The sequence below is a fragment of the Sandarakinorhabdus sp. FBCC-B8862 genome (assembly GCF_059745315.1).
Window position 1 is genome coordinate 1,090,344 of sequence record NZ_CM185574.1, and the last position, 22,394, is coordinate 1,112,737.

The following is a 22,394-nucleotide window of genomic DNA, read 5'->3' on the forward strand; positions in this document are numbered from 1 at the left end:
CGCGGGCTAGGGTGGACGCATGAAGCGCATCGAACCTGCGTTGCTGGTCGCTAGCCTTGGCCACGGTGAGACCGGCGCTGTTGTGCGCGTGCTGTGTGCCGAGGCTGGTCTGATTGCGGCCTATGTGCATGGCGGCCGCAGCCGGCGGCTGCGGCCAACCCTGCAAATCGGCAATCGCCTCAGCGTTGATCTGATCGAACGCGGTGACGAACGTTTGCCGGTGGCACAGTTGCAGTTGCTGGCTGCCAACCTCGCCATGATGCATGGGCCGGCGGCGCTGGCGGTGGTTGACCATGTCACAGCGCTGGTCAGCACGCTCTTGCCGGAAGCCGTGCCACAGCCAAGGCTGTTTCCCATGGTCGATGCCGTTGTGGCCGCTGCAGGTGCCGGTGCCGACCGGCTGACACTGGGGACCGCCCTGGTGCGGCTGGAATTGGCCCTGCTGTCCGAACTGGGGTTTGGTCTTGACCTGGCCAGTTGTGCCGCCAGCGGTGCGACGTCCGAACTGGCCTATGTCTCGCCGCGGTCACGGCAGGCGGTGGCGCGGGGGCCGGGTGCGCCCTATGCCGCGCGGCTGTTGCCGCTGCCGGCGTTTTTGACCAGTGATGCGGCGCCGGGGTTGGCCGACATCGCCGACGGCTTGCGGTTGACAGGGTTTTTTCTGGAGCGCGACGGGCTTGCCGGCCATGCCGGGCGGACCCGGTTGCTGCAGGGGCGGGCCCGGCTGGTCAGCCTGCTCTCTGCTGAAACAGAGGCACGGGCTGGCTGATCAGGCGTGCGCGGCGCGACGGCGGCGCATGGCCGCACCCGTCAAGCCAAAGCCGGCGATCAGCATGGCCCAGCTGGTGGGCTCCGGCACCGGGGTCATGGCTTCACCACCAAAACCCGACACTGATGCATTCGACAGCATGACCTGGCCACCCTGGCCGTTGGTGGCCGTGCCATTCACGTCCGTAAAGAGCAGGACGAAATTCTGGAGACTGACCAGAGCCTTCGATGTGGAGAAGTTGAGCGCGAAGCCCTGGGATTCGGTGGCACCCTTCAGCACACCGCCACTGCCCGACGTGGAGCACTCGCCCAGTGTGCCGCCGGTCTTGAAGCAGACCTGCTGCGAAGAGGAGAGGCCGGGGGTGGTGAAGCCTGTGGTGTTGTCGAGTTCGCCCACACTGAAATCGCCACTGCCAACCGTCAGACTTGCGACCGGGATATATTGATGGCCTGCCAGATTGGGATTGTCGGTGGAGAATCCGAAAAGGGCGACATTGGCGCTGGTGAAGGCACCAGTGGCCAGATTGCTGATCTTTGCCGAGAAGTTCCAGCGGCGACCGAGATTCGACGTGCCAAGGAACTTGAAGGTGATGTCAGCATAAAGATCCGTCTGCTGCACATCGTTCACATAGCCATAGAAGCGGCGGGTGAAGCTGCTGTTGACCTGGGTGTCCATGATGGTTGCCTTGTTGGCGACCACGGTTACCACCGCCCCAGCCGGCACTGCGGTCAGTGCAGTGGCAGCGGCAAGAAGCCCAATTGTAAAACGGTTCATCACAGCAAAGACCCCGTTAAGAACGCGAAACCCAGTCCACTTCGCGCTGCAGATACGCAATGGTTAACGCGCAAGACGCGGCACTTCAACGATTTTTTCCTCCGCTACGGCATTTGGACATATTTTTACCAAAACGGATTGATTTCAACAGATAGGCCGCCGTTCGCCGAAACAGAAGGTAAATTTATAGTTAACGCCCTTGCAAAACTTTACCCGATCTCAAAATTTCAGACAGGGTTGATCTGACGCAATGCGAATCACCGTCGCCAACCTATGGCACGATCAGGGTCCGCTTGCCGGCTGCCGGCAGGCCGGCTAACGCTTGGCTATGGCAAGCCTGATCCCCGACATGGAGCAGAATATTCTCGACGCGCCGTTCGATGCGGCGTTGGGTGAACGTTATCTGGTCTATGCCCTGTCCACCATCACCGCCCGCTCGCTGCCCGATCTGCGCGATGGGCTGAAGCCGGTGCACCGCCGGCTGTTGTGGGCGATGCGGCTGCTGCGGCTGAACCCGGACCAAGCCTACAAGAAATGCGCCCGCGTGGTGGGCGATGTGATCGGCAAATATCACCCGCACGGCGATGCATCGGTGTATGATGCCATGGTGCGCCTGGCCCAGGATTTCGCCCTGCGCGTGCCGCTGGTGGATGGCCAGGGCAATTTCGGCAATATCGATGGCGATAATGCGGCCGCCATGCGCTATACCGAAGCGCGGCTGACCGATGCCGCCATCCGCCTGATGGACGGGCTGGACGAAGAATCTGTCCCCTTCCGCACCACCTATAACGGGGAAGAGGAAGAGCCGGAGGTGTTCCCCGGCCTGTTCCCCAATCTGCTGGTCAATGGCGCCGCCGGCATCGCGGTGGGCATGGCGACATCGATCCCGCCGCACAACCCGGTGGAGATTGTCGACGCCGCGCTGCACCTGCTGCACCAGCCCGATGCCGACACGGCGGCCCTGCTGCAATTTGTCGGCGGGCCGGATTTCCCCACCGGCGGCGTGCTGGTGGAGCCGCCGGAGAGCATTGCCGAGGCCTATGCCACCGGGCGCGGCAGTTTCCGTTTGCGGGCACGCTGGGGGCAAGAAGACCAGGGCCGTGGCACCTGGACCATCATCATTTCCGAAATCCCCTACCAGGTGCTTAAGGGCAAGCTGATCGAGCAGCTGGCCAGCCTGATCACCGAGAAGAAGCTGCCGATCCTGGGCGATGTGGCCGACGAGAGCGACGAACAGCTGCGCATCGTCATCACGCCGAAATCGCGCAATGTCGATGCCGACGTGCTGATGGAAAGCCTGTTCAAGCTGACTGATCTGGAAGTGCGCGTGCCCTTGAACATGAACGTGCTGGATGAAGGCCGGCCGGGCGTGCTGGGGCTGAAGCCGGTGATCGCCAAGTGGCTGGTGCACCAGCGCGAGGTGTTGCTCGCCCGGTCGCGCTATCGGCTCGGCCGCATTGATGCGCGGCTGGAGGTGCTGGGCGGGCTGCTCAAGGCCTATCTGAACCTGGATGAGGTGATCCGCATCATCCGCGAGGCCGACGATGCCAAGGCCGAACTGAAGGCGGCCTTTGACCTGACCGATGTGCAGGCCGAAGCCATCCTGAACATGCGGCTGCGCAGCTTGCGCAAGCTGGAAGAGATCGAGATCACCCGCGAGAACAAGGCGTTGACCGAAGAGGCCCGTGGCCTGCGCGGCCTGATCGCCGATCCGGCGAAGCAGACGGAACGGCTGGCCGCCGATCTGACGGCCCTGCGCACCGCCTATGGCCCGACCACGGCGCTGGGCCGGCGCCGCACCAGCCTGGCCGCCGCGCCGCAGGTGAAGCTGGTGCCGATCGAGGCGATGATCGAGAAGGAGCCGATCACCATCATCTGTTCGGCCAAGGGCTGGATCCGGGCGATGAAGGGCCATGCCGATCTGGCCGGCACCGATGCGTTGAAGTTCAAGGAAGGCGATGGCCCGGCCTTTGCCTTCCACGCCCAGACGACCGACCGCATCGTGGTGGCGGCCAGCGACGGCCGCTTCTACACGCTGATGCCCGACCGGTTGCCGGGCGGGCGCGGCTTTGGCGAGCCGCTGCGGCTGATGATCGATCTGGCCGAAGGCGTGGAGATCGTGTCGATCTTCACCCACCAGCCAGAGCGGCGCCTGCTGCTGGCAGCCAGCGATGGCCGCGGCTTCCAGGTGGACAGCGCCGAGCTGCTGGCCGAAACCCGCAAGGGCAAGGCGGTGATGAACCCGCGCGACGGCAGCCAGCTGGCGGTGGTGCGCTGGATCGCCGCCGGGGATGATATGGTCGCCGTGATCGGGGAGAACCGCAAGTTGCTGGTGTTCCCGCTGGAAGAGCTGCCGCAGCTGCAGAAGGGCCAGGGCGTTGCCCTGCAGAAATACAAGGATGGCGGCATGAGCGACGTGCGGACGTTCGTGATGGCCGACGGGCTGAGCTGGCCGATGGGCGGCGGTTCAGGGCGGACGCGGACGGAGGCGGACCTGACCTTCTGGAAGGGGGCGCGGGCCAGCGCCGGGCGCATGCCGCCCACCGGCTTCCCCCGTGACAACAAGTTCAGCCTCTAGCCCTCGCCAGCCGCGCCGGCAGCGGTTAAAAGCCCGACATGACTGGTGTGATCCTTGTTGGCGTCCTCAACATCCTGATGTTTATCTGGTTTGGTTACCAGTTCAGCCAGGACAAGGCGAACGTGTGGAAAAAGCGGCGGCCGCCGGCCGAGACGGCTGACGATCAGCCGAAGCAGGATTGAGCCGATGGTGGTGATCGTCCTCATCCTGTTGTCGCTGGGCGTTGCCATGTTCATCATGCTGAGCGACACGCGCAAGAATGACAATTTCAAGCGGCTGGACCAGGGTGGCGACGCGTCGGTGATCGTGGATGCCGGCAGCGATGGCGGTGACGGCGGCGGTGGCGATGGTGGCGGCGATTGAGCCGCCGGTGACCGCAGATGCGCGCGCGGTGACCGATTTCGCGCGCTGGCCCTGACGCCATGGGCGATTTTGGCCTGGGTTTCATCCTGACAACGATTGGCGCGCTGGCGCTGATCCTCGCCGCCGTCCGATCGGGCAGCGGGGCCAGCCGGCCGCCGCCCAAGCGCCCGACCGATCGGCAGGCACCGCCCGATCCGATGCTCGACATTGATCTGAACCCCGACGTGGAACCCTGGACCGACCAGCCGCCGGTGCGCCGCCGGCGGGACTGATCCGATTGCGCTTGCGCGCGGCCTTCGAATCGATATAATTATGATATCGTATTTAACCGAGGAGCCGAACGTGACGTCTGCACATTCCAGTGATGGCAACCGCCTGCCCAACCGCGAGGTGACGGGCGTGGGCGGCAATGGCATCGCCATGCTGTTCCTGCTGTTGCTCAACCTTGTGGCGTCGGGTGCCAGCCTGCTGATGCTGATTGCCGATCCGTCGGGCGGGCTGGTGATCATCAACGGCCTGCTGCTGTTCAGCTTCATCTTCATCCTGTCGGGCTTTTACAGCCTGCAGCCGAACGAGGCGGCGGCCATCACCCTGTTTGGCCAGTACAAGGGCACCGACCGCACCAATGGCCTCAGGTGGACCTGGCCGTGGATGGGCAAGAAGAAGATCTCGTTGCGCGCCAACAACCTGATTTCGCAGCAGATCAAGGTGAACGACCTGCGCGGCAACCCGATCGAGATTGCCGCCCAGCTGGTGTGGCGCGTGACCGACAGTGCGCAGGCGCTGTTCGACGTCGATGATTATCGCGGCTTTGTCACCGCCCAGGTCGAGGTGGCGGTGCGCACCATCGGCGCGCGTTATCCCTATGACGACTTCGAGCACAAGGAAGTCACCCTGCGCGGCGATCATGAGCGTGTGTCGGGCGAACTGCGCACCGAACTGATTGAGCGGCTGGCCGTGGCCGGCATCACGGTGGACGAGTGCGGCTTCACCCACCTGGCCTATGCCCCGGAAATCGCCGGCGCCATGTTGCGCCGCCAGCAGGCCGCCGCCGTGGTGGCCGCCCGCGAAACCCTGGTGTCGGGCGCGGTCGGCATGGTCGAAATGGCGCTGGCCCAACTTTCGGCCAAGGATGTCGTGGTGCTGGATGACGAGCGCAAGGCCGCCATGGTTTCCAACCTGATGGTGGTGCTGTGCGGGGAGCGTGACACTCAGCCGGTGCTGAACACAGGCAGCCTGTACCAGTGATGCGATGAGCGCGAAGAAGGCCTTTGCCCTGCGGCTCGATCCGGCGTTGCACGACGCGCTGGAACGGGCCGCAGCGGCCGACTTCCGCAGCCTGAATGCCGAGATCGAGGTGTTGTTGCGTGAAGCGTTGGCCCGGCGCGGGGTGAAGGTGGCGGTGTCGCCCGCGCCGCGCCGGGGCCGGCCGCCGGCGACGGATGGGTGTTGATCCTCCCCCTCTGGGGGAGGTGCCCGCAGGGCGGAGGGGGCCGGCAAGGACCGCTCCTGGCAGCCCCCTCCGTCGCGGCCCCTCCACCGCCTTTGGCGGTCCCCCTCCCCGCCCTTCGGGCAGGGAGGAATGGCGCCACCTCCCCCAGAGGGGGAGGATCGGGATCAATCAGCGGGTTGCGTCGTCGAGCAGGGCGGTGATGCTGACCGTATCGGCTGGGAAGCCTGCCGCCACCCAGGCGCGTTCGAAGGCGCTGAGACGGCGAGCAACATCGGGGCCGGGCGCGATGCCGCGGGCGATGATGTCCTTGCCCGATGCCGGCAATTTCGGGCGCTGCCAGCCGATCAACGGCTGGGCGGCCGCTGGCTCGCCGGCGATCAGCAGCCGGTCCACCACCGCCTCCGCGCCATCCTTGTAGGCCGCGGGCCAGGGCGGCGGTGGGCCGGCGGGCTGCACGGCGGCGACGAGGCGGATGCGCACGGCGTTGGCAAGTTTCAACTGCGCGCCAATTTCGGCAGCAAGGCGCGTGTCGCCAGCGGGCAGCAGTGCGGCGAGGCGGCGGGGCCAGGCGGGCGCCACCCCGGCGGCGGCTTCGGCGGCGATGGTGCGGGCCAGCACGGGCAGGCGATCGGCCGCCAGTTCGGGCAGCACGGCGCGCCAGATGCCCCCATCGATCATCGCGGCGAGCACCGGCACCGGATCGGCGACCAGCAGCAAGCCCTGCAGCTCCATGGCAATGCGCTCACGGCTGAGTGCCATCAGATCATTGGCGCGAGCGACGCAGGCGGCAAGACCATCGGCATCCAGCCTGGCGGCATAACGGGCGGAAAAGCGGAAGAACCTGAGGATGCGCAAATGATCCTCGGCAATGCGCGCCAGCGGATCGCCGATGAAGCGCACGCGGCGGGCGGCAAGATCGGCGCGGCCGCCGGTGAAATCATGGATTTCGCCGGCGGGCAGGCCGGCATAGAGCGCGTTGATGGTGAAATCGCGCCGGGCGGCGTCCTCTTGCCAGTCGCTGGTGAAGGCGACTTCGGCATGGCGGCCAAAGCTTTGCACGTCGCGGCGCAGGGTGGTGACTTCGGCAACGAGGCCCTCCCCCACCGCGGTCACCGTGCCATGGGCGAGGCCGGTCGGCACCGCCTTCAGCCCGGCGGCGCGCAGGCGGCGCATCACCTCCTCCGGGGTCAGGCGGGTGGCAAGATCAATATCCTTGACCGGCAAGCCGAGCAGCGCATCGCGCACCGCACCGCCGACCAGCCTGGTTTCCCCGGCGGCGGCATCGAGCGTGGCAAGCAGCGCGGTGCCGGCCGGCGTGGCCAGCGCCGGCAGCAGCGGCAGATGATCGGGAATGGCCATCAGCGAACAGCCGCCAGCCGCTGGCTGAAGGCGACGATCATGCCGGCGGTGGCACCCCAGATGTGGAAACGGTCGTGCCGGATGGTCCAGTATTGGCGTTGGCGGCCCTGCCACATGGCACTTTCCTGCACATGGTTGGCCGGATCGATGACATGGGCGAGCGGCACGTGGAAGAGCGTGTCCACCTCGGCCGGATCAGCGCGCAGCTCCAACCCCGGCGGCACCACGCCCACCACGGGCGTGACGATGAAGCCGGTGCCGGTGCGATAGGGATCGAGCGTGCCCAGCACTTCCACCACATCGGCCGGCATCGCCACCTCCTCCTCCGCCTCGCGCAGGGCGGTGGCGATCAGGCCGGCATCGCCCTCGTCCTGCCGGCCGCCAGGAAAGGCGACCTGGCCGGCGTGGCGCTTCAGATGGGCGGTGCGGCGGGTGAGCAGCAGCTGCGGGTCTGCCTCGTTGGAAATGGCCATCAGCACGGCGGCCGGGGTCAGGCGATCGACCGGCGGCGGCGGATCGCGGCCCAAATCCCAATCGCCGTGCGGGGCAGGGATCAGGGGCTGGGCCAGCAGGGCGCGCACCCGGTCAAGCGGCATCGCTGGCATCCATGAACGGGAAAAAGCGGCCGTTGCTCCACAGGCCCGGCGGTTCCCCGCCCTCTTCCAGGGCCAAATCGGCCAAGCGGTAGAAGGTGGCGCGATTGACCAGCGCCATCAGCCCGGCGCGGACGTGGAGATAGGGCCGGGGCGTGCCATCGGGATCGATGCGCACATCAAGGCCATGATCGGGGCCGCAGGCGACCACATCATCGGTGTTGAGGCGGAACAGGATGCGGCGCGCCGGCCCCTGCCCTTCCCAATCGGCGTCCACCGCGATGAAGGGGGCATCCTCCACATCGATGTCCAGCTTTTCGACCGGCGTCACCAGCACATGGCTGCCATCCGCCTCCCGCCGCAGGATGGAGGCGAACAGCTTCACCAGTTCCTTGCGGCCGATCGGCGTGCCGGCGTGGAACCAGGTGCCATCGGCAGCAATGCGCATGTCGCTGTGGCCGCAATGGCTGGGGTGCCATTGCTCAACGGGCAGGCGCTTGCCGGCCCGCGACAGGGCGAGCAGTTCGGCAAACCGGTCTGCAGGGGATGATTCGGCGGTCACGCCTGCCTTATTGGCCGGGTGGCGGCTTCAGGCAACCTTGGCGGCGCGGGGGGCGACCAATTGCGTCGCCTCCACCGCCGCGATGCGCGGCAGGCCGGTGCTGGGCCCGCGCAGCAGCAGGCGATCATGATCGACCGGGCCGGGCATGGTCCACAGGCGGGTGGCGGCCGCCGAAAAGCCGAAGCGGCCATAAAAGGGCGCATCACCGATCAGCAGCACCGGTGGCTCGCCCGCGGCATCGATGGCCGCGAGTGCAGCCCGCATCAGCGCGGTGGCAATGCCCTGACCCTCACGATCAGCGGCGACGGCCACCGGGCCGAGCAGCACCAGCGGCAGCCGCGCGCCATGCACCGGCTTCAGCCGGATCGACCAGCATTGCACGCTGCCCACCAGTTCATCGCCGTCCATCGCGACGAACGACAGATGGGCCAGCGGCTGGGTCCCTTCGCGCAGGCGATAGGCGGTGCGGTTGTGGCGGGCGGGGCCAAAGCGATGATCGAGCAGGGTTTCAATCGACGCGTGATGATCGCCGGTGGCGGGAAGGATCTGGAACACGTGGGGCTGGCACTTTCGGACGGCTGGGCAGAGACGGGCTGGCGCGCGGGGATGGCCGCGCGGGGCGCGTCAAAATCGTCGGTGCAGGGCCAGCAAATGCGTCATCGCCCGACTGCATAACAGCCGGGCGATGAATGCGCAATGTATCGCACCTTACTGTTGCCGTCCTGGCTGATCCGACGGAAGCCGATCGCGCCAAAACTTGCTCGCCCGCTCATACACCGCGTCGGGCGTGAGCCTGTTGAACGCCGCAAGCACTTCCTTTCCAATGCACAGATTGTTACTAGCATCGAAGTAGGTCAGGCGCTCGTCATGCAAGTGGTACAAGTGCGAGGCCGCTTCCTCTTGGTAGAGGAAACGGGAGGCCTCATACCGCTCTAGCATCCACTCCGCAGCTTGTTGGGGCGTCATTTCTTTGCCGGAGCAACATACGTTTGAAGAAGGTGCTCACCGAAAGCGCCACGCTCTGAGTTTGCACCTTTGAACCAACGACAGAGATAATTGTCCTTGCCTTGTCCGGATTTGTCGTCTCCTGGAACACCGTCAACAGTCATGGGGGGGCCGCCAGACTTCAGGACGACAATATCACCATGCTTGAAAGCGTGTTTGGCCATGCAGCAACTCCTTGATGAGAGCTGGTACTTGGTAAAGGGGCCATTCGTTTTCAAGTGTTGGAAAGGAAGCGGCTCGCCGCGTGCACCGGGGGACCGTGTGGCTCCCCGAGAGGGAATCGAACGGCTTCCGCCGCGACCGCTCAGTGCAGGCGGCGGTCCAGGCCGGCGATGGCGTCGTCGGTCAGCCGGGTCTGCAGTGCCTTGTCCGCCTTGGCGGCAATGATGGCAGCGGCGGCCTTGGTGACCTGGGCGGCGACTTCGGCCTTCAGCTCGGCCGCGGCGCTGCGCTCGGCAGCGGCGATGCGCTGTTCCGCAGCGGCGGTGCGGCGGGCGATGGCTTCGCTGGCGGCGGCTTCGCTGGCCTTGACCAGATCGGCGGCTTCCACCTCGGCACGGGCGCGGATGGCGGCGGCATCGGCTTCGGCAGCGGCGCGGGCCTTTTCGGCACCGGCCAGCAGGGCTTCGGCTTCGGCGCGCAGGGCGGCGGCTTCGTCGAGCTGCTTCTTCACGCCGGCGATGCGTTCGTCCAGCGCCTTGGCGATCAGCGACGGCGCCTTGAAGACGACAACGGCCAGCACCAGGAAGATGGCAACGCCGGTATAGACCCAGCCTTCGGCGTTGAGGCCGAGCAGCACGGGCTCTTCATGATGGGCGGCGCCGTGGGCGACGGTTTCGGCGGTCAGTTCGGCGGGTTCGGCCATGGCAAGGCTCCTCAGTGCGCCGCCAGCGCGGCCGACACGTCGGCAGCGGTGACTTCGATGCCGGCCAGCTTGGCAACGGCTTCGGTGGTGAGTTCGGCCACGGTCGATTCGAGGCCGGCACGGGCACTGGCACGGGCCAGATCGAGGCTGGCCGCTGCTGCTTCCGCATCGGCATCGAGCCGGGCGGCGAGTTGCTTCAGCCGGGCTTCAGCGGCCTTGGCAGCGCCGTCGCGGGCGGCCGCAACAGCCGCCTGGGCAGCATCACGCGCCTGCTTCATGCCATCATCATAGGCCGTGCGGATGGCATCGGCCTGGCCCTTGGCGGCTTCGGCGCGATCAAGATCGCCCGACACCTGCGCTTCGCGGGCATCGATGACCTTGCCCACCTTGGGCAGCGTCGGGCGCACCACAGCGACATAGAGCAGCGTGAAGAACACGCCGAACCAGAAGATCTGTGAAGCAAAACTGGCAGGATCAAACTGCGGCACGGATCATCCCCGGCGAAGCATGAGGGCAGGATCGGCACCCGGCCGGGTGGCCGGGCGCCGGAACAGCAATCAGCCGAAGGCCAGCGCCAGCGCGACGACGGCGGCGATCAGGCCGAGCGCTTCGGTCACGGCGAAGCCGAAGATCAGGCGGGCGCCCAGCTTGTCGGCAGCGGCCGGGTTGCGCAGCGCGCCCGACAGGAACATGCCGAAGATGATGCCCACGCCGATGGCGGCGAAACCGGCACCCATGGCGGCAAGGCCAGCACCGATCAGCTTGTAAGCAGCGACTTCCATTTTACGTCCTTTTCGTGTGGTAAGCGGTTGAAAGGCTTAGTGAAGATTGACAGCGTCGTTGAGGTAGATGCTTGCCAGCAGCGCGAACACATAGGCCTGCACCACCGCGATCAGCAGTTCCAGCGCGGTGAGCGCGACATTGACCACCAGAGGAATGGCGCCCAGCGCGATGTTGTAGGCCCCAAGGCTGACGACGAAGCCGCCGAACACCTTCATCAGCACGTGGCCGGCGGTCATGTTGGCGAACAACCGGATGGCAAGCGTGAAGGGGCGCGACAGGAAGGAGAGGAATTCGATCAAGGCCACCAGCGGCGCCACGAAGATCGGCGTGCCTTCCGGCAGGAACAGCGAGAAGAAGTGCAGGCCATGGCGGGCGAAGCCAACGATCACCACCAGGGTGAAGACGATCATGGCAAGGCCGAAGGTGACGGCGATGTGGCTGGTGGGCGTGAAGCTGTGCACGAATGGCACCATGCCCAGGAGGTTGCAGGCCAGCACGAACACGAACACGGCAAAGATCAGCGGCGCATAGCGCAGGCCATCCTTGCCGACATTTTCACGCAGCATGTCGCGAATGAAATCATAGAGATATTCGACCGCTGCCTGCATGCGGCCGGGCACCAGCTGCGGGCGGGCGGTGCCGATGAACAGGAAAGCAGCAATGCTGATCAGCGAGATCAGCATCCACAGCGAGCTGTTGGTGAAGGACAGATCGGTGCCCGCCACGGTCAGCGGCGCGATCGTCTCGATCTTGAACTGCTCCATCGGGTTGGCCACGGCCGTTCAATCCCCATTCCGCTCGTCTGCATCCATCGCCTTCTGCCGGCGCAATGACTGGTAGAGGCCAGTCACGAAGCCGAGCATCAGCATGATGATCAGGCCCCAGGGTCCGCTGCCCAACTGCCGGTCAATGAACCAGCCGATGAACCCGCCGGCCAGCATGGCCCCGATGAATTCGGAGGCCAGTTGCCAACCGGTGTTCTCTTGCCGTTTGGCACCATCCTTCGCACCGGATTCAGCGGCCCGAGCCGCAGCGATGCGGCGCGCGAGGCTGTCCTCGTCGGTGTGGCGGTCGGCCAAGGCGAAAACCCCTGTCGTCCTGAACATCTGCCGGATGCGGCAGAAGGCCCCACTGGCGATGCCAGTTGGGCTTGGCGCGCGTCCTAGAGGGCCGGGCTTGGGGTGTCAACCATTGTGCAGTGCACATATGGTATCAGGCTGTGGCCAGCAGGCGTTCAGCGGCCTGCAGATCGACGCTGACCAGCTGGCTGACGCCGGGCTCGGCCATGGTGACACCGAACAGCCGGTGCATGCGGCTCATGGTGACGGCGTTGTGGGTGACGATGAGGAAGCGCGTGGCGGTCTGTGCCGCCATGCGATCAAGCAGGTCGCAGAAGCGTTCGACATTGGCATCATCCAATGGCGCATCAACTTCGTCGAGCACGCAGATGGGCGCCGGATTGGCGAGGAACAGCGCGAAGATCAGCGCGGTGGCGGTGAGCGCCTGTTCGCCGCCCGACAAAAGGGTGAGGGATTGCAGCTTCTTGCCGGGGGGCTGGGCCATGATTTCGAGGCCGGCCTCCAGCGGATCATCGGATTCGATCAGCGCCAGCTGCGCCTCCCCGCCGCCGAACAGATCGGTGAACAGGGTGCGGAAATGGCCGTCCACAGCCTGGAATGCGGCGGCGAGGCGCTGGCGGCCTTCGCGGTTGAGGCTGCCGATGGAGCCGCGCAGGCGGGCGATGGCGGTATCAAGCTCGGCCTTTTCGGCGACGGTCAATTTCGCCTGTTCTTCCAGTTCCTTGAGCTCGATATCGGCGCGCAGGTTGACGGGGCCGAGCCGGTCACGCTCGGCGGTGAGGCCATCAAGCTGGATGGCCAGCGCATCGGCGTCGCCGGGTTCGGGCGCAAAGCCGAAGCGGCCGGGCAACATTGGCGGAGAGCATTGAAATCGTTCGCCTGTTTGGCGTTCGATCTCGGCCCGGGCAGCGTCCTGATGGTCGGCCTCGGCCCGCAGCGTGGCGCGCAGTTCGCGGGCTTCGGCCACTTGGGCTTCCGCGGCGCGAGCCTGGGTGTTGGCGGTTTCGACGGCGGCTTCGGCGCGGGCCAGCGCATCGGCGGCGGCGGCGCGTTTGGAATCAGCGGCTTGGGTCTGGTCTGCCAGGCTGGCGAGATCGGCGGCGATGGCCTTCACGCGGGCGGCGATGCCTGCGCGATCATCAGCGGCGGCCTCGGCGCGGGCGGCCAGTTCGGCGCGCTGGCTGCCGCTCTGTTCGAGGCGGCGGGCCCAATCGGCCTGTTCCTGGGTGATGAGATTGGCGCGAAGCGTGGCCGACTCGGCGGCGCGCGCGGCGGCATCCTGGTCGCTGCGTGCCCGCGCCAGCGCCTGGCGCGCCCGCTCGGCCGCATCACGCGCCCGATTCAGCGCGGCGGCCAGTTCCGCCACCTGATCGGCCGGCGGCACGGCGGCGCGCAGGGTTTCGGCTTCGGCGGTCAGCCGCTGCGCGTCGGCTTCGGCGCGGGCGGCGGCGCTGGCCAGGCTGGCCTGTTCACCGGCGGCGCGGGCGGCTGCGGTTTCGGCGCTGGCGAGCCGGCCACGTGCCTCGGTGAGGGTACGGGCGGCGGCATCGCGGGCGGCGCGGGCGCTGCGTTCGGCCTGGGCTGCTGCGCTGGCGGCGGCTTCGGCCTCGCGCTGCCGGGTGGTGGCGGCGGCCACGGCGTCGGCAGCGGCGGCCTGTTCGGCGGCGAGTTCGGCGGCGCGCCGGCGGGCGCGCAGGCGGGCGGCGGCGGCATCGGTGCGGCCACCTGCATCAACCAGCCCGTCCCAGCGCCACAATTTGCCATCGCGGCTGACCAGGCGCTGGCCGGGGCGCAAGGCGGCGATCAGTTCGGGCGACGGCGGCGCATCGACAACGCCGAGCTGCGCCAGCCGGCGGGCGAGTTCGGGCGGCGCCTGCACGTGGGGCGCGAGCGGGGTGACGCCGGGTGGAAGCGGCGGATCATCGACGGCGGGTGTGCCGGCAAAGCGGCGCGGCTGGGCGGAACTGGCCGGGCCGGCCTCCATATCCTCCCCCAGCGCGGCGGCGAGCGCGGCTTCATAACCGGCGGCGGCCACCAGTTGATCGGCGATGCGCGGGCCCTTGCCCTGATCGGCGGCGAGGCGGCGGGCGAGCGCGCTGCTTTCGGCCTCCAGGCTGGCCAGGGTGGCGCGGGCGGCGGCGACAGCGGCGGCGGCCTCGCTGCGGGCGGCCTCCAGCGACGGGCGGGCCGATTCGGCATCGGCCACGCCGGTTTCGCAAGCGGCAACATCAGCCTCCGCCTGGGCAACTGCGGCCTGCAGCGGTGCCAGATCGGGCGCGGGGGCCAGCCGGGCCAGCCGGTCGGCGAGCGCTTGCGCTTCTTGCCGGGCGCGGGAGGCGCGGCCTTGCGCGGCGGCGGCGGCATCGGCGGCGGCGCGGGCGGCGGCTGCCGCGGCGGCATGGGCGGCCATCGCATCGGACAAGGCGGCTTCTGCGCCTTGTGCGGCGGTTTCGGCAGCACGCACAGCCTCGGCCAGGGCGGGTGCCTGCGCGGCCAGTTCGGCGCGGCGGGCAGCCAGTTGCTCCGCCTCCGCCGCCAGGCGGCCTTGCGCGCTGGCGGCATCATCGGCCAGGGCGACTTCGCGGGCCGAATCGCGGGTGAGGCTGGCCAGTTGCGCCACGAGCGCGGCATCGCGGCGGGCGAGTTCCTGTTGTTCCGCCTCGATCAGGGCGCGGCGCTGGCGCAGGGCCTGCACGGCGGCGGCGGCTTCGGCTTCGGCGGTGCGCAAGGCGGGCAGGCCGGCGGCGGCGTTGGTCGCCGCCGTCACCAGCGCGGCGGCGGCGCGGGTACGCTCGGCAGCGATTTGATCGGCGGCGAGCGCGGCGGTGCGGGCCTTTTCACAGGCGGCAACCGCAGCATGCCAGCGCGCGAAGTTCAGCGCGGCCTCGCCATGGCGGATCCGGTCGGTCAGGCCGCGATAGCGTTCGGCGCTGCGGGCCTGGCGTTTCAGGCTGGCGGCCTGGGTTTCCAGGCCCTTCACCACATCATCCAGCCGGGCGACATTGGCTTCGGCGGCGCGCAGGCGGATTTCGGCTTCGCGCCGGCGCACGGCGAGGCCGGCGATGCCGGCGGCCTCTTCCAGCAACTGGCGGCGTTCGGCCGGCTTGGCGGCGATGATGGCGCTGATCCGCCCCTGCCCGACGATGGCCGGGCTGTGGGCGCCCGTGGCCGAATCGGCAAACAGCAGGCGGATATCCTGTTGCCGCGTGTCCCGCCCGTTCAGGCGGTAATCGGAACCAGCGCCGCGTTCGATCCGGCGCTGCACCTCCAGCTCTTCCCCGGCGCTGCCGGCGAGGCTGAGGGTGACATGGGCGAATTCGCGCGCCGGCCGGGCGGCGGTGCCAGCGAAGATCACGTCATCCATACCGCCCGAGCGCATGGACTTGGGGCTCGCCTCCCCCATCACCCAGCGCAGCGCTTCCAAGAGGTTGGATTTGCCGCAGCCGTTGGGGCCGACAACGCCGGTCAGCCCCGGCTCGATCAAGAGATCGGTGGGTTCAACGAAGGACTTGAAGCCCGCAAGGCGAAGGCGGCGAAACTCCAAAGTTTACCTCAGGGCCGCCTGCAGCTTGGGTTCCAGATCGGCCCAGGTGTAGGTGCCTTCCTGCACCACGCCGTTGATGATGAAGCTGGGCGTGCCGGTGAGCTTATATTCGTTCACGGCCTGATTCTTCAGCGCGTCGAGCGTCTTGTAGGCGGCGGGATCAGCGAGGCACTGATCGAACTTGGCGCGCGGGATGCCGCGCAGCTTCATGTAATCGGGCATGCCGCCCAGTTCGGCGGCGCGCAGCGTGGCCTGTTCGATCGGCAGGTTGGCCAGGCCATTCAAGGCGCCTTCCGGCAGCTTGGTGAAGGGTTCGAACCAGCCGGCCTGATCGCGATACAGCGCATCGAGGAAGCCGAAGAAGGCGGTTTCGCCCTGGCAGCGCGCCAGCACGGTGGCGGCCTGATCGGCGATGTTGAGCACGAAGTTGCGATATTCATAGGAGACATTGCCGCTGGCGACATATTTGCCCTTCAGCGTTTCCATGCCCTGTTCGTGGAATTCGCGGCAGTGCGGGCAGGAGATGGAGGCAAATTCCACCAGCTTCACCTTGGCATCGGGGTTGCCGATGCGGAAACCGCCTTCCGGCGTGGCGCTGACGACATCCACCCAGGCCTTGCCGGCCGGGGCGGCAACCGCCGGGGCGGCGGCGTCACTGCCAGCAGCGGCCGGGGTCTTGCTGTCGTTGCAGGCCGCCAGGGTCAGGGCGGTGGCGGCGAGAAAGGCCAGGCGCTTCATCATTTTGTCCTTCTGGGGGTCGAAAGGGGCTTGGATGGGGTTGCCGATTTGACGGCGGCGGCGAGCAGCGGTTCCAGCGCCATCCAGTCAAACACGTCGGTCTGCATCTTGCCGTTGATCAGGAAGCTGGGGGTACCGGTGAGGCCATGGGTTTGGACGGCATCGGTGCGGATGGCCATCAGCCTGTCCATCGCCGGCTTGGCGCTGACACAAGCCTGATATTGCGCCGGCGGCAGGCCGGAAAATTCCGGCAGCTTGCCCAAGGTCGCCATGCGCGGGCCCTGCTGATCCTCCGGCAGTTTCTGCACGGCGGCCCGGGCATCCTCGCTGATCTGCAGGAAGGGGGCGACCAGCTGATCCTGGCGCAGATAGGCCTTGTTGACAAAGGCCCAGGCCGCCGCCGGTGCCTGGCAATAGAGGAGATGGCCGGCCATCAGATCGATGCCGTTCAGGCTGAAGGAGCGATATTCATAGGACACCGCGCCGCTGGCGATGTAGCGCGCCTTGACCACCGGCAGGCCGGTTTCGTGGAAATGCCGGCAGTGCGGGCAGGTAAGGCTGCCGAATTCGACCAGCTTCACCCGGGCGTTGGGATTGCCGATCAAAAGGCCGCCCTGCGGCGTGAGGGCGATGCGGCTGGTCCAGTCGATGGCGTCAGCGGGCTTGGCGGCCGGTTTGGCTGGCACCGCCGCCAGCGCGGGCGCGGCGAGCAGCAGGGCGGCCAGAAGGGAGCGGGTGAGCATGGGCTGTTCTTAGCGTGATGCGGCGCGGTGCGCCAAGCCCTGTTGGTGGGGGTGGCCTGCGGTGCCACAGGCGCGGCCCCCTCCGTCACGCGTGCCACGTGCCACCTCCCCCAGAGGGGGAGGATCACGTGATATCTGTCCCCTCTGGGGGAGGTGCCCACAGGGCGGAATAGGGCAGCGGCCGGGCAGCCCTATCTGATCTTGGGTGGGCCGTGGCTGGTGGCGAGCGCTTCGGCCAGGCTTTGCAGTGTGGCCCGGAGTTCCGGATCTTCGATCTGTTTCAGGGTGGAGCGGGCCGATTCGGGCAGTGGGCCGGGTTTGGGTGGCGGCGGCGGCGGCGGGGTGGCGGCCTGGGCACCCTGTTCGATGGCGATGCGGGCGACGGCGGCATAGCCGAGGATGCGGTTGGCGCGGTCGATGATCTGGGGTTCGACGTGGCGCAGCATCGGGGCCAGCGCGCCGGTGGCGGCAATGGCCAGCGTGCCCTGTTCGCGTGCGCCGCGGGCAAAGCGCAGGCGCAGTGGGCGGCAATGGCGGGCATAGGTTTCGCCGACGATCTCGGGCCAGCGTTCGATCAGCGCCCCTTGCGTGAAGCCAAAGCGGCGGAAGGCGACGCCGCCGACATCGCCGACCAGATCGGCGATGGCGCGGGTGCGGCCGCGCGGTGTTTCGGGCCGTTTCTCGGGAGTTGATTGGGGGGGCTTTTTGGCCATCCGGCTTTCATGCCATAGCGGGGCCGTGAGTGATAGCTGGCCGCACGATCTGCTGACCTGGTATGGTGCCCATGCCCGGGTGCTGCCGTGGCGCAACCCGCCGGCCGCGGCGCTGCCCGATGATCCCGATTGGCCCTATCGCGTGTGGCTTTCGGAAGTGATGCTGCAACAGACGACAGTGGAGGCGGCGACCCCCTATTTCCACGCCTTCACCGCACGCTGGCCCACTGTGGCGGCGCTGGCGGCCTGCGATGATGATGATCTGATGCAGGCCTGGGCGGGGCTCGGTTATTATGCCCGTGCCCGTAATCTTCTGGCCTGCGCCCGCGCCGTGGTGGCACAGCATGGCGGGCGTTTTCCGGGGGAGGAGGCCGCCCTGCGCGCCCTGCCCGGCATTGGCGATTACACGGCGGCGGCGGTGGCGGCCTTTGGCTTTGGGCGCGATGCCGTGGTGATCGATGGCAATGTCGAACGGGTGGTGACGCGGCTGCTGGCGCTGGCCGAGCCGTTGCCGGGCGCGCGCACCGCGATCCGGGAGGCGTTGGCGGCGGTGTTGCCCCAAGGCCGGGCCGGGGATTTTGCACAAGCGCTGATGGATCTGGCGCGGCGGGTGTGCACGGTGAAAACGCCGCGCTGCCTCGCCTGCCCGATCGCGGCTGCCTGCGCTGGCCGGCAGACCGGCGCGCCCGAGGATTTTCCGGTGAAGCCGGCGAAGAAGGCCCGGCCGCAGCGCCAGGGCACGGCCTGGTGGATCGAGGCAGAGGGACAGGTGCTGCTGGTGCGACGGCCGGCGAAGGGGCTGCTCGGCGGGATGCGGGCGCTGCCCAGCTGTGACTGGCGGGGGCAGGCAGCGGTGGCGCCGCTGGCGGGGGATTGGCAGACCTTGGGGGTGGTGCGCCATGGCTTCACCCATTTCGAGCTGGCGCTGGCAGTGAAGGCGCTGCGGCTGGCTGCACGGCCGGAACTGGACGGCGAATGGGTGGCGGTGGGCGGCGCAGCGACCGGCCTGCCCACGCTTTTTGCCAAGGCGGTGCAGCTGGCGCTTGCGCAGGGCGGCGATGACGGGACAAATGCGGCATGACCATGTTTTTCGATGTGCCGGCCACCGGCTTTTGCGGGGGAACGCTCGACCGGGCCGATGAGATCAGGCGCGATCCCGCCGCGCTGATCGCCATGCGGGCCCGGCCCGATGCGCGCTGGCTGGTGCTGGATGGACTGAACCCGGTGATCAAGCCGGGGGACAATCCGGCGATCCTGTGGGCCTATCGGTCGGACCTGCCGCATGATGCGTTGAGCGTGTTTCTGGGCATGGCGCCGGAAGGCCCGCGCTTTGCCGCCGCTGCCCCTTCAGACGAGCTGGTGCGCGATTTCGGCGGCAAACTGCTGGATGCGCGGGCGGCTGGCGCGATCCTGCCAGCCGGGGACGCGGCCATCGTGGCGCAGGGGCGCAGCCTGATCGATTGGCACCAGCGCCACGGCCATTGCGCGGTGTGCGGCGCGCCGACCACGCTGGCGAAGGGCGGCTGGAGCCGCAATTGCGGCGCCTGCGGGGCGGAGCATTTCCCGCGGGTGGACCCGGTGGTGATCATGCTGGCCGTGAAGGACGGCCACGCCCTGATCGGCCGGCAGCCGCGCTTTCCCAAGCGCTTCCTGTCGGCCCTGGCCGGATTCGTCGAGCCGGGCGAGAGCCTGGAGGAGGCGGTGCGCCGCGAATTGTGGGAAGAGGCCGGCATCACCACACGCCGCGTGCGCTATCTCGCCAGCCAGCCCTGGCCCTTCCCGTCCAGCCTGATGATCGCCTGCTTTGCCGAAGCGGACGGTTTTGAGGTGCGGCTGGACGCGGAGGAGCTGGAGGAGGTGCGCTGGGTGACGAAGGACGACGTGCGCGCGGCGCTCGCCGGTGAGGGCGACTGGCTGGCGCCGCCGCCGCTGGCCATTGCCCACACGCTGCTGAAGGCGTGGGTGGAGAGCTAGGCGCAAAGCTTAGACGGGGGCCAGATCGGCCACCAGCGTGGTTGCCTGTTCCGGCGGCATCGGCCGGCCGAACAGAAAGCCCTGCACCTGGGTGCAGCCGAGATCGCGGCACAGTTCGAAGGCGGCGCGGGTTTCGGTGCCTTCGGCGGTGGTGGCCATGTCGAGGCTGGCGGCCAGCCGCACGATGGCCTGGATGATGGCGCTGGCATCATCGCCCAAGGCAGTGGCGCGTTTGACGAAGCTGCGATCGATCTTGATGCGGCTGAAGCTGGCCTTTTGCAGCGTGCCGAGCGCCGAATAGCCGGTGCCGAAATCATCCAGCGCGAAGTTGAGGCCCAGGGCGGTCAATTCGGCGAGCACCTGCTGCACCGCCGGCTTTTCGGCGAGGAACAGGCTTTCGGTGATTTCCAGCTCCAGCCGGTCGGCGGTGACGCGGTGGCGGGCCAGCGCAGCGGCGATGTGGACGGGCAGATCGACATCCTCCATCTGCACGGCGGACAGGTTGACAGCTACGCGGACATGCTGGGGCCAACGGGCGGCCCAGGCCAGCGCCCGGTCGATCACCCAATGGCCGATGGGGACGATCAGGCCCGTATCCTCGGCGATGGGGATGAAATCCAGTGGCGGGATGGTGCCGAGTTCGGGATGGTGCCAGCGCAGCAGCGCCTCGAACCCGGTGATGCGTTCGTCGGCCGCGTCCACCACCGGCTGGAACATCAGGGCGAGTTGATCCTGTTCCAGCGCAGAGGCGAGATCGCCTTCCAGCCGGCGTCGGTGGGCGGCAGCTTCGGCCATTTCGGCGGAATATTGGCAGGCGGCGCCGCGGCCCTGGCCCTTGACCTGATAGAGGGCAAGATCGGCGCAGCGCAGCAGGCTTTCGGGCGTGCGGGCATCATCGGGCACGCGCGCCCAGCCCACCGATGCGCCCACCACGGCGCCGGCGCGGCCGGTGTCGCCCACCACGGCGCCGGCGCGGCCGGTGTCGCCCAGCGGGAAGGGCCGGGCCATGTCCTTGACGATCTGGGCAGCGAGCCGGGCCGGCCGGTCACCACTGCCATCGGGCAGCAGGATGGCGAATTCGTCGCCCCCCAGCCGGGCGATGGTGGCGCCGCCCTTCACCAGTCCCTGCAGCCGTTGGGCGACCTGGCGCAGCAGATAATCGCCGGCGGCATGGCCAAAGCCATCGTTCACCGCCTTGAAGCGATCGAGATCGACGAACAGCAGCGCCGCCGGCCGACCGCTGGCGATGGCGCGATCGACCACATCGTCGAGCGTTTCGCGGAACAGGCTGCGGTTGGCGAGGCCTGTGAGCGGATCGAAGCGCGCCAGCTGGGCGATGCGTTCCTGGCTGCGGCGCACCTCGGTCACATCACGGCCGACGCCGCGGAAGCCGGTGAAATTGCCCTGGCCATCCTGTTTCGGCGTGCCCGACAATGCCCACCAGCGCAAATCGCGGCCGAGCGGCACCGGCACCACCAGATCGCGGAACGGCTGCACCTGGCGAAGCGCATGGGCCAGCGCCACCACCGCCGCGCCGCCCTGGGCGGGATCGATCAGGCTGAGCAGCGGCTGGCCGATGAGATCGCCGCGCGGCCGCCGCGCCACATCGGCAAAGCGCGTGGTGACATGGGTGAGCCGGCCCTGCGCATCCAGTTCCAGCAGCCAGTCGCTGCCGTTGGATTCATATTCGTTGAGCAGCAGGCGGACCACCTCGCCCTGATCCTTCAGATCGGCATCGCTCTTCAGCCGCGCCATGGTTTGATAGGTGGTGGCCAAGGCGGCGCGCAGCTTGATCAGGGCAAAACTGGCCAGCCCCAGCGCCACCATCGGATGTTCCAGCGGTGCGCCGGCCGGCAGCGCCGCCCACATCGATCCGGCAATCGCCGCCACCACCGCCAGCACCGCCACCGGCATGGTGGCCGCTGCGTTGCTGATGGCGCCCATGAAGATCAGCGAGAAGATCATCAGCACGGCCTGGCGATCAGCCGGCAGCACCGGCAGCAGCGCAAACAACAGGCCGGCCCAGCACAGGCCCAATGTGGCGATTTCCGCCGTCACCCGCCAGAAGCGGCCATGGCTGGCAGTGGCCGGCACGCCGGCCCGGCCGCGCCTTATGGCCCGCACGCTCCACATCAGCGACAGGCCGGCAAAGCCCGCCAGCCAGGGCGCCAATTGGGCAAAGGGCACCGCCGGGCCGAACAGGGCGAGCAGCACCGCCATGTTGATCACCAGCAGGCCGATGTTGAAGGGGATGGCGGCGTTCAGGAGCAGCAGTTGCTGGCCGCGCACATGCGCCCAGAAGCCATCGCCGCCCTGCCCGGCGCCCAGCACCTGGCGCCACCCCAGATTGCGCGCCACCTGCACCGGCGGTTTCAGCATGGCTGTCATCGTGCGTCCGCTCCCATTGGTCGTGCCGGCTGAAACGGCGAGGCGCGCGGCAGATTGAATCAATCGGGTGGCACGGGCTTGGCAGGCGCAGGTTTGTTCCATACTTGTTCA

At 67.8% G+C, this 22,394-nt stretch carries 26 protein-coding genes; 9 read left to right on the forward strand and 17 right to left on the reverse strand.

Translation table 11 applies throughout. The features are described from left to right. Window positions 1-19 precede the first annotated feature (19 nt). The gene (recO, locus tag AC6BOR_RS05275) at window positions 20-769 is read left to right on the forward strand and encodes a DNA repair protein RecO (protein ID WP_498060147.1); all 750 of its coding nucleotides are present in this window, start codon (window positions 20-22) and stop codon (window positions 767-769) included. On the opposite strand, the gene AC6BOR_RS05280 is transcribed toward recO, so the two are convergent. Next, window positions 770-1,543, reverse strand: coding sequence for a cistern family PEP-CTERM protein (locus AC6BOR_RS05280; protein WP_498060148.1), 774 nt, complete (start codon window positions 1,541-1,543; stop codon window positions 770-772). Between the two features lie 328 nt (window positions 1,544-1,871). Between AC6BOR_RS05280 and parC the strand changes: the two genes are divergently transcribed. The 6 genes from parC to AC6BOR_RS05310 all read left to right on the forward strand — a co-directional run bounded on the left by parC (window position 1,872) and on the right by AC6BOR_RS05310 (window position 5,937). Continuing rightward, window positions 1,872-4,121 (forward strand): DNA topoisomerase IV subunit A, encoded by a 2,250-nt coding sequence (gene parC / locus AC6BOR_RS05285; protein WP_498060149.1) that lies wholly within the window; start codon window positions 1,872-1,874, stop codon window positions 4,119-4,121. 38 nt (window positions 4,122-4,159) lie between these two features. Then, window positions 4,160-4,303, forward strand: coding sequence for a hypothetical protein (locus AC6BOR_RS05290; protein WP_165768658.1), 144 nt, complete (start codon window positions 4,160-4,162; stop codon window positions 4,301-4,303). 4 nt (window positions 4,304-4,307) lie between these two features. After that, window positions 4,308-4,484 (forward strand): hypothetical protein, encoded by a 177-nt coding sequence (locus AC6BOR_RS05295; RefSeq protein ID WP_498060150.1) that lies wholly within the window; start codon window positions 4,308-4,310, stop codon window positions 4,482-4,484. A gap of 59 nt (window positions 4,485-4,543) precedes the next feature. Continuing rightward, entirely contained in the window at window positions 4,544-4,756 is a 213-nt protein-coding gene (locus AC6BOR_RS05300) for a hypothetical protein (RefSeq protein ID WP_498060151.1), read from the forward strand. 199 nt (window positions 4,757-4,955) lie between these two features. Continuing rightward, the gene (locus AC6BOR_RS05305) at window positions 4,956-5,732 is read left to right on the forward strand and encodes an SPFH domain-containing protein (RefSeq protein ID WP_498060612.1); all 777 of its coding nucleotides are present in this window, start codon (window positions 4,956-4,958) and stop codon (window positions 5,730-5,732) included. Between the two features lie 4 nt (window positions 5,733-5,736). Beyond that, entirely contained in the window at window positions 5,737-5,937 is a 201-nt protein-coding gene (locus tag AC6BOR_RS05310; protein WP_498060152.1) for a type II toxin-antitoxin system antitoxin, read from the forward strand. A gap of 168 nt (window positions 5,938-6,105) precedes the next feature. Here AC6BOR_RS05310 and AC6BOR_RS05315 read toward each other — a convergent pair whose 3' ends face one another. From AC6BOR_RS05315 to AC6BOR_RS05385, 15 genes are all read right to left on the reverse strand, one after another. Then, window positions 6,106-7,296, reverse strand: coding sequence for a CCA tRNA nucleotidyltransferase (locus AC6BOR_RS05315; protein ID WP_498060153.1), 1,191 nt, complete (start codon window positions 7,294-7,296; stop codon window positions 6,106-6,108). Next, window positions 7,296-7,892, reverse strand: a complete 597-nt coding sequence (locus tag AC6BOR_RS05320; RefSeq protein ID WP_498060154.1) for a CoA pyrophosphatase — start codon at window positions 7,890-7,892, stop codon at window positions 7,296-7,298. The genes AC6BOR_RS05315 and AC6BOR_RS05320 overlap by 1 nt, the downstream gene beginning before the upstream one ends. Beyond that, window positions 7,882-8,451, reverse strand: a complete 570-nt coding sequence (locus AC6BOR_RS05325) for a DUF1285 domain-containing protein (protein WP_498060155.1) — start codon at window positions 8,449-8,451, stop codon at window positions 7,882-7,884. Before AC6BOR_RS05325 ends, AC6BOR_RS05320 begins: the two co-directional genes overlap by 11 nt. 27 nt (window positions 8,452-8,478) lie before the next feature. Then, entirely contained in the window at window positions 8,479-9,006 is a 528-nt protein-coding gene (locus AC6BOR_RS05330; protein ID WP_498060156.1) for a GNAT family N-acetyltransferase, read from the reverse strand. 153 nt (window positions 9,007-9,159) lie between these two features. Further along, the gene (locus tag AC6BOR_RS05335) at window positions 9,160-9,417 is read right to left on the reverse strand and encodes a DUF6953 family protein (protein WP_498060157.1); all 258 of its coding nucleotides are present in this window, start codon (window positions 9,415-9,417) and stop codon (window positions 9,160-9,162) included. Beyond that, the gene (locus tag AC6BOR_RS05340) at window positions 9,414-9,620 is read right to left on the reverse strand and encodes a YodC family protein (protein WP_498060159.1); all 207 of its coding nucleotides are present in this window, start codon (window positions 9,618-9,620) and stop codon (window positions 9,414-9,416) included. Before AC6BOR_RS05340 ends, AC6BOR_RS05335 begins: the two co-directional genes overlap by 4 nt. 140 nt (window positions 9,621-9,760) lie before the next feature. Next, entirely contained in the window at window positions 9,761-10,321 is a 561-nt protein-coding gene (locus AC6BOR_RS05345) for a F0F1 ATP synthase subunit B family protein (protein ID WP_094473541.1), read from the reverse strand. 11 nt (window positions 10,322-10,332) lie between these two features. Continuing rightward, on the reverse strand, window positions 10,333-10,809 hold the full coding sequence (locus AC6BOR_RS05350) for a F0F1 ATP synthase subunit B family protein (RefSeq protein WP_498060161.1): 477 nt from the start codon (window positions 10,807-10,809) through the stop codon (window positions 10,333-10,335). A gap of 69 nt (window positions 10,810-10,878) precedes the next feature. Further along, entirely contained in the window at window positions 10,879-11,103 is a 225-nt protein-coding gene (locus AC6BOR_RS05355; RefSeq protein ID WP_086117866.1) for an ATP synthase subunit C-like protein, read from the reverse strand. Between the two features lie 36 nt (window positions 11,104-11,139). Then, on the reverse strand, window positions 11,140-11,868 hold the full coding sequence (locus AC6BOR_RS05360; protein ID WP_086117865.1) for a F0F1 ATP synthase subunit A: 729 nt from the start codon (window positions 11,866-11,868) through the stop codon (window positions 11,140-11,142). A gap of 18 nt (window positions 11,869-11,886) precedes the next feature. Continuing rightward, window positions 11,887-12,183, reverse strand: a complete 297-nt coding sequence (locus tag AC6BOR_RS05365; RefSeq protein WP_498060162.1) for an AtpZ/AtpI family protein — start codon at window positions 12,181-12,183, stop codon at window positions 11,887-11,889. 133 nt (window positions 12,184-12,316) lie between these two features. Beyond that, entirely contained in the window at window positions 12,317-15,727 is a 3,411-nt protein-coding gene (locus AC6BOR_RS05370; RefSeq protein WP_498060163.1) for a chromosome segregation SMC family protein, read from the reverse strand. 3 nt (window positions 15,728-15,730) lie between these two features. Continuing rightward, window positions 15,731-16,468, reverse strand: coding sequence for a thioredoxin domain-containing protein (locus tag AC6BOR_RS05375; RefSeq protein ID WP_498060164.1), 738 nt, complete (start codon window positions 16,466-16,468; stop codon window positions 15,731-15,733). Then, window positions 16,465-17,208 (reverse strand): thioredoxin domain-containing protein, encoded by a 744-nt coding sequence (locus AC6BOR_RS05380; RefSeq protein ID WP_498060165.1) that lies wholly within the window; start codon window positions 17,206-17,208, stop codon window positions 16,465-16,467. The genes AC6BOR_RS05375 and AC6BOR_RS05380 overlap by 4 nt, the downstream gene beginning before the upstream one ends. Before the next feature lie 191 nt (window positions 17,209-17,399). Further along, complete coding sequence (locus AC6BOR_RS05385; protein WP_498060166.1) at window positions 17,400-17,921, reverse strand: DUF721 domain-containing protein; 522 nt, start codon at window positions 17,919-17,921, stop codon at window positions 17,400-17,402. Window positions 17,922-17,946: 25 nt separating this feature from the next. Here AC6BOR_RS05385 and AC6BOR_RS05390 point away from each other — a divergent pair, with 25 nt between their 5' ends. Next, window positions 17,947-19,002, forward strand: a complete 1,056-nt coding sequence (locus AC6BOR_RS05390) for an A/G-specific adenine glycosylase (RefSeq protein WP_498060168.1) — start codon at window positions 17,947-17,949, stop codon at window positions 19,000-19,002. After that, window positions 18,999-19,895: an NAD(+) diphosphatase gene (nudC, locus tag AC6BOR_RS05395; RefSeq protein WP_498060169.1), complete on the forward strand. Its 897-nt coding sequence runs from the start codon at window positions 18,999-19,001 to the stop codon at window positions 19,893-19,895. The genes AC6BOR_RS05390 and nudC overlap by 4 nt, the downstream gene beginning before the upstream one ends. Before the next feature lie 9 nt (window positions 19,896-19,904). Here the strand turns inward: nudC and AC6BOR_RS05400 are convergent, their stop codons facing one another. Then, a complete protein-coding gene (locus tag AC6BOR_RS05400; protein WP_498060170.1) occupies window positions 19,905-22,283 on the reverse strand; it encodes a putative bifunctional diguanylate cyclase/phosphodiesterase in 2,379 nt (792 codons plus the stop codon). Window positions 22,284-22,394: the final 111 nt, after the last annotated feature.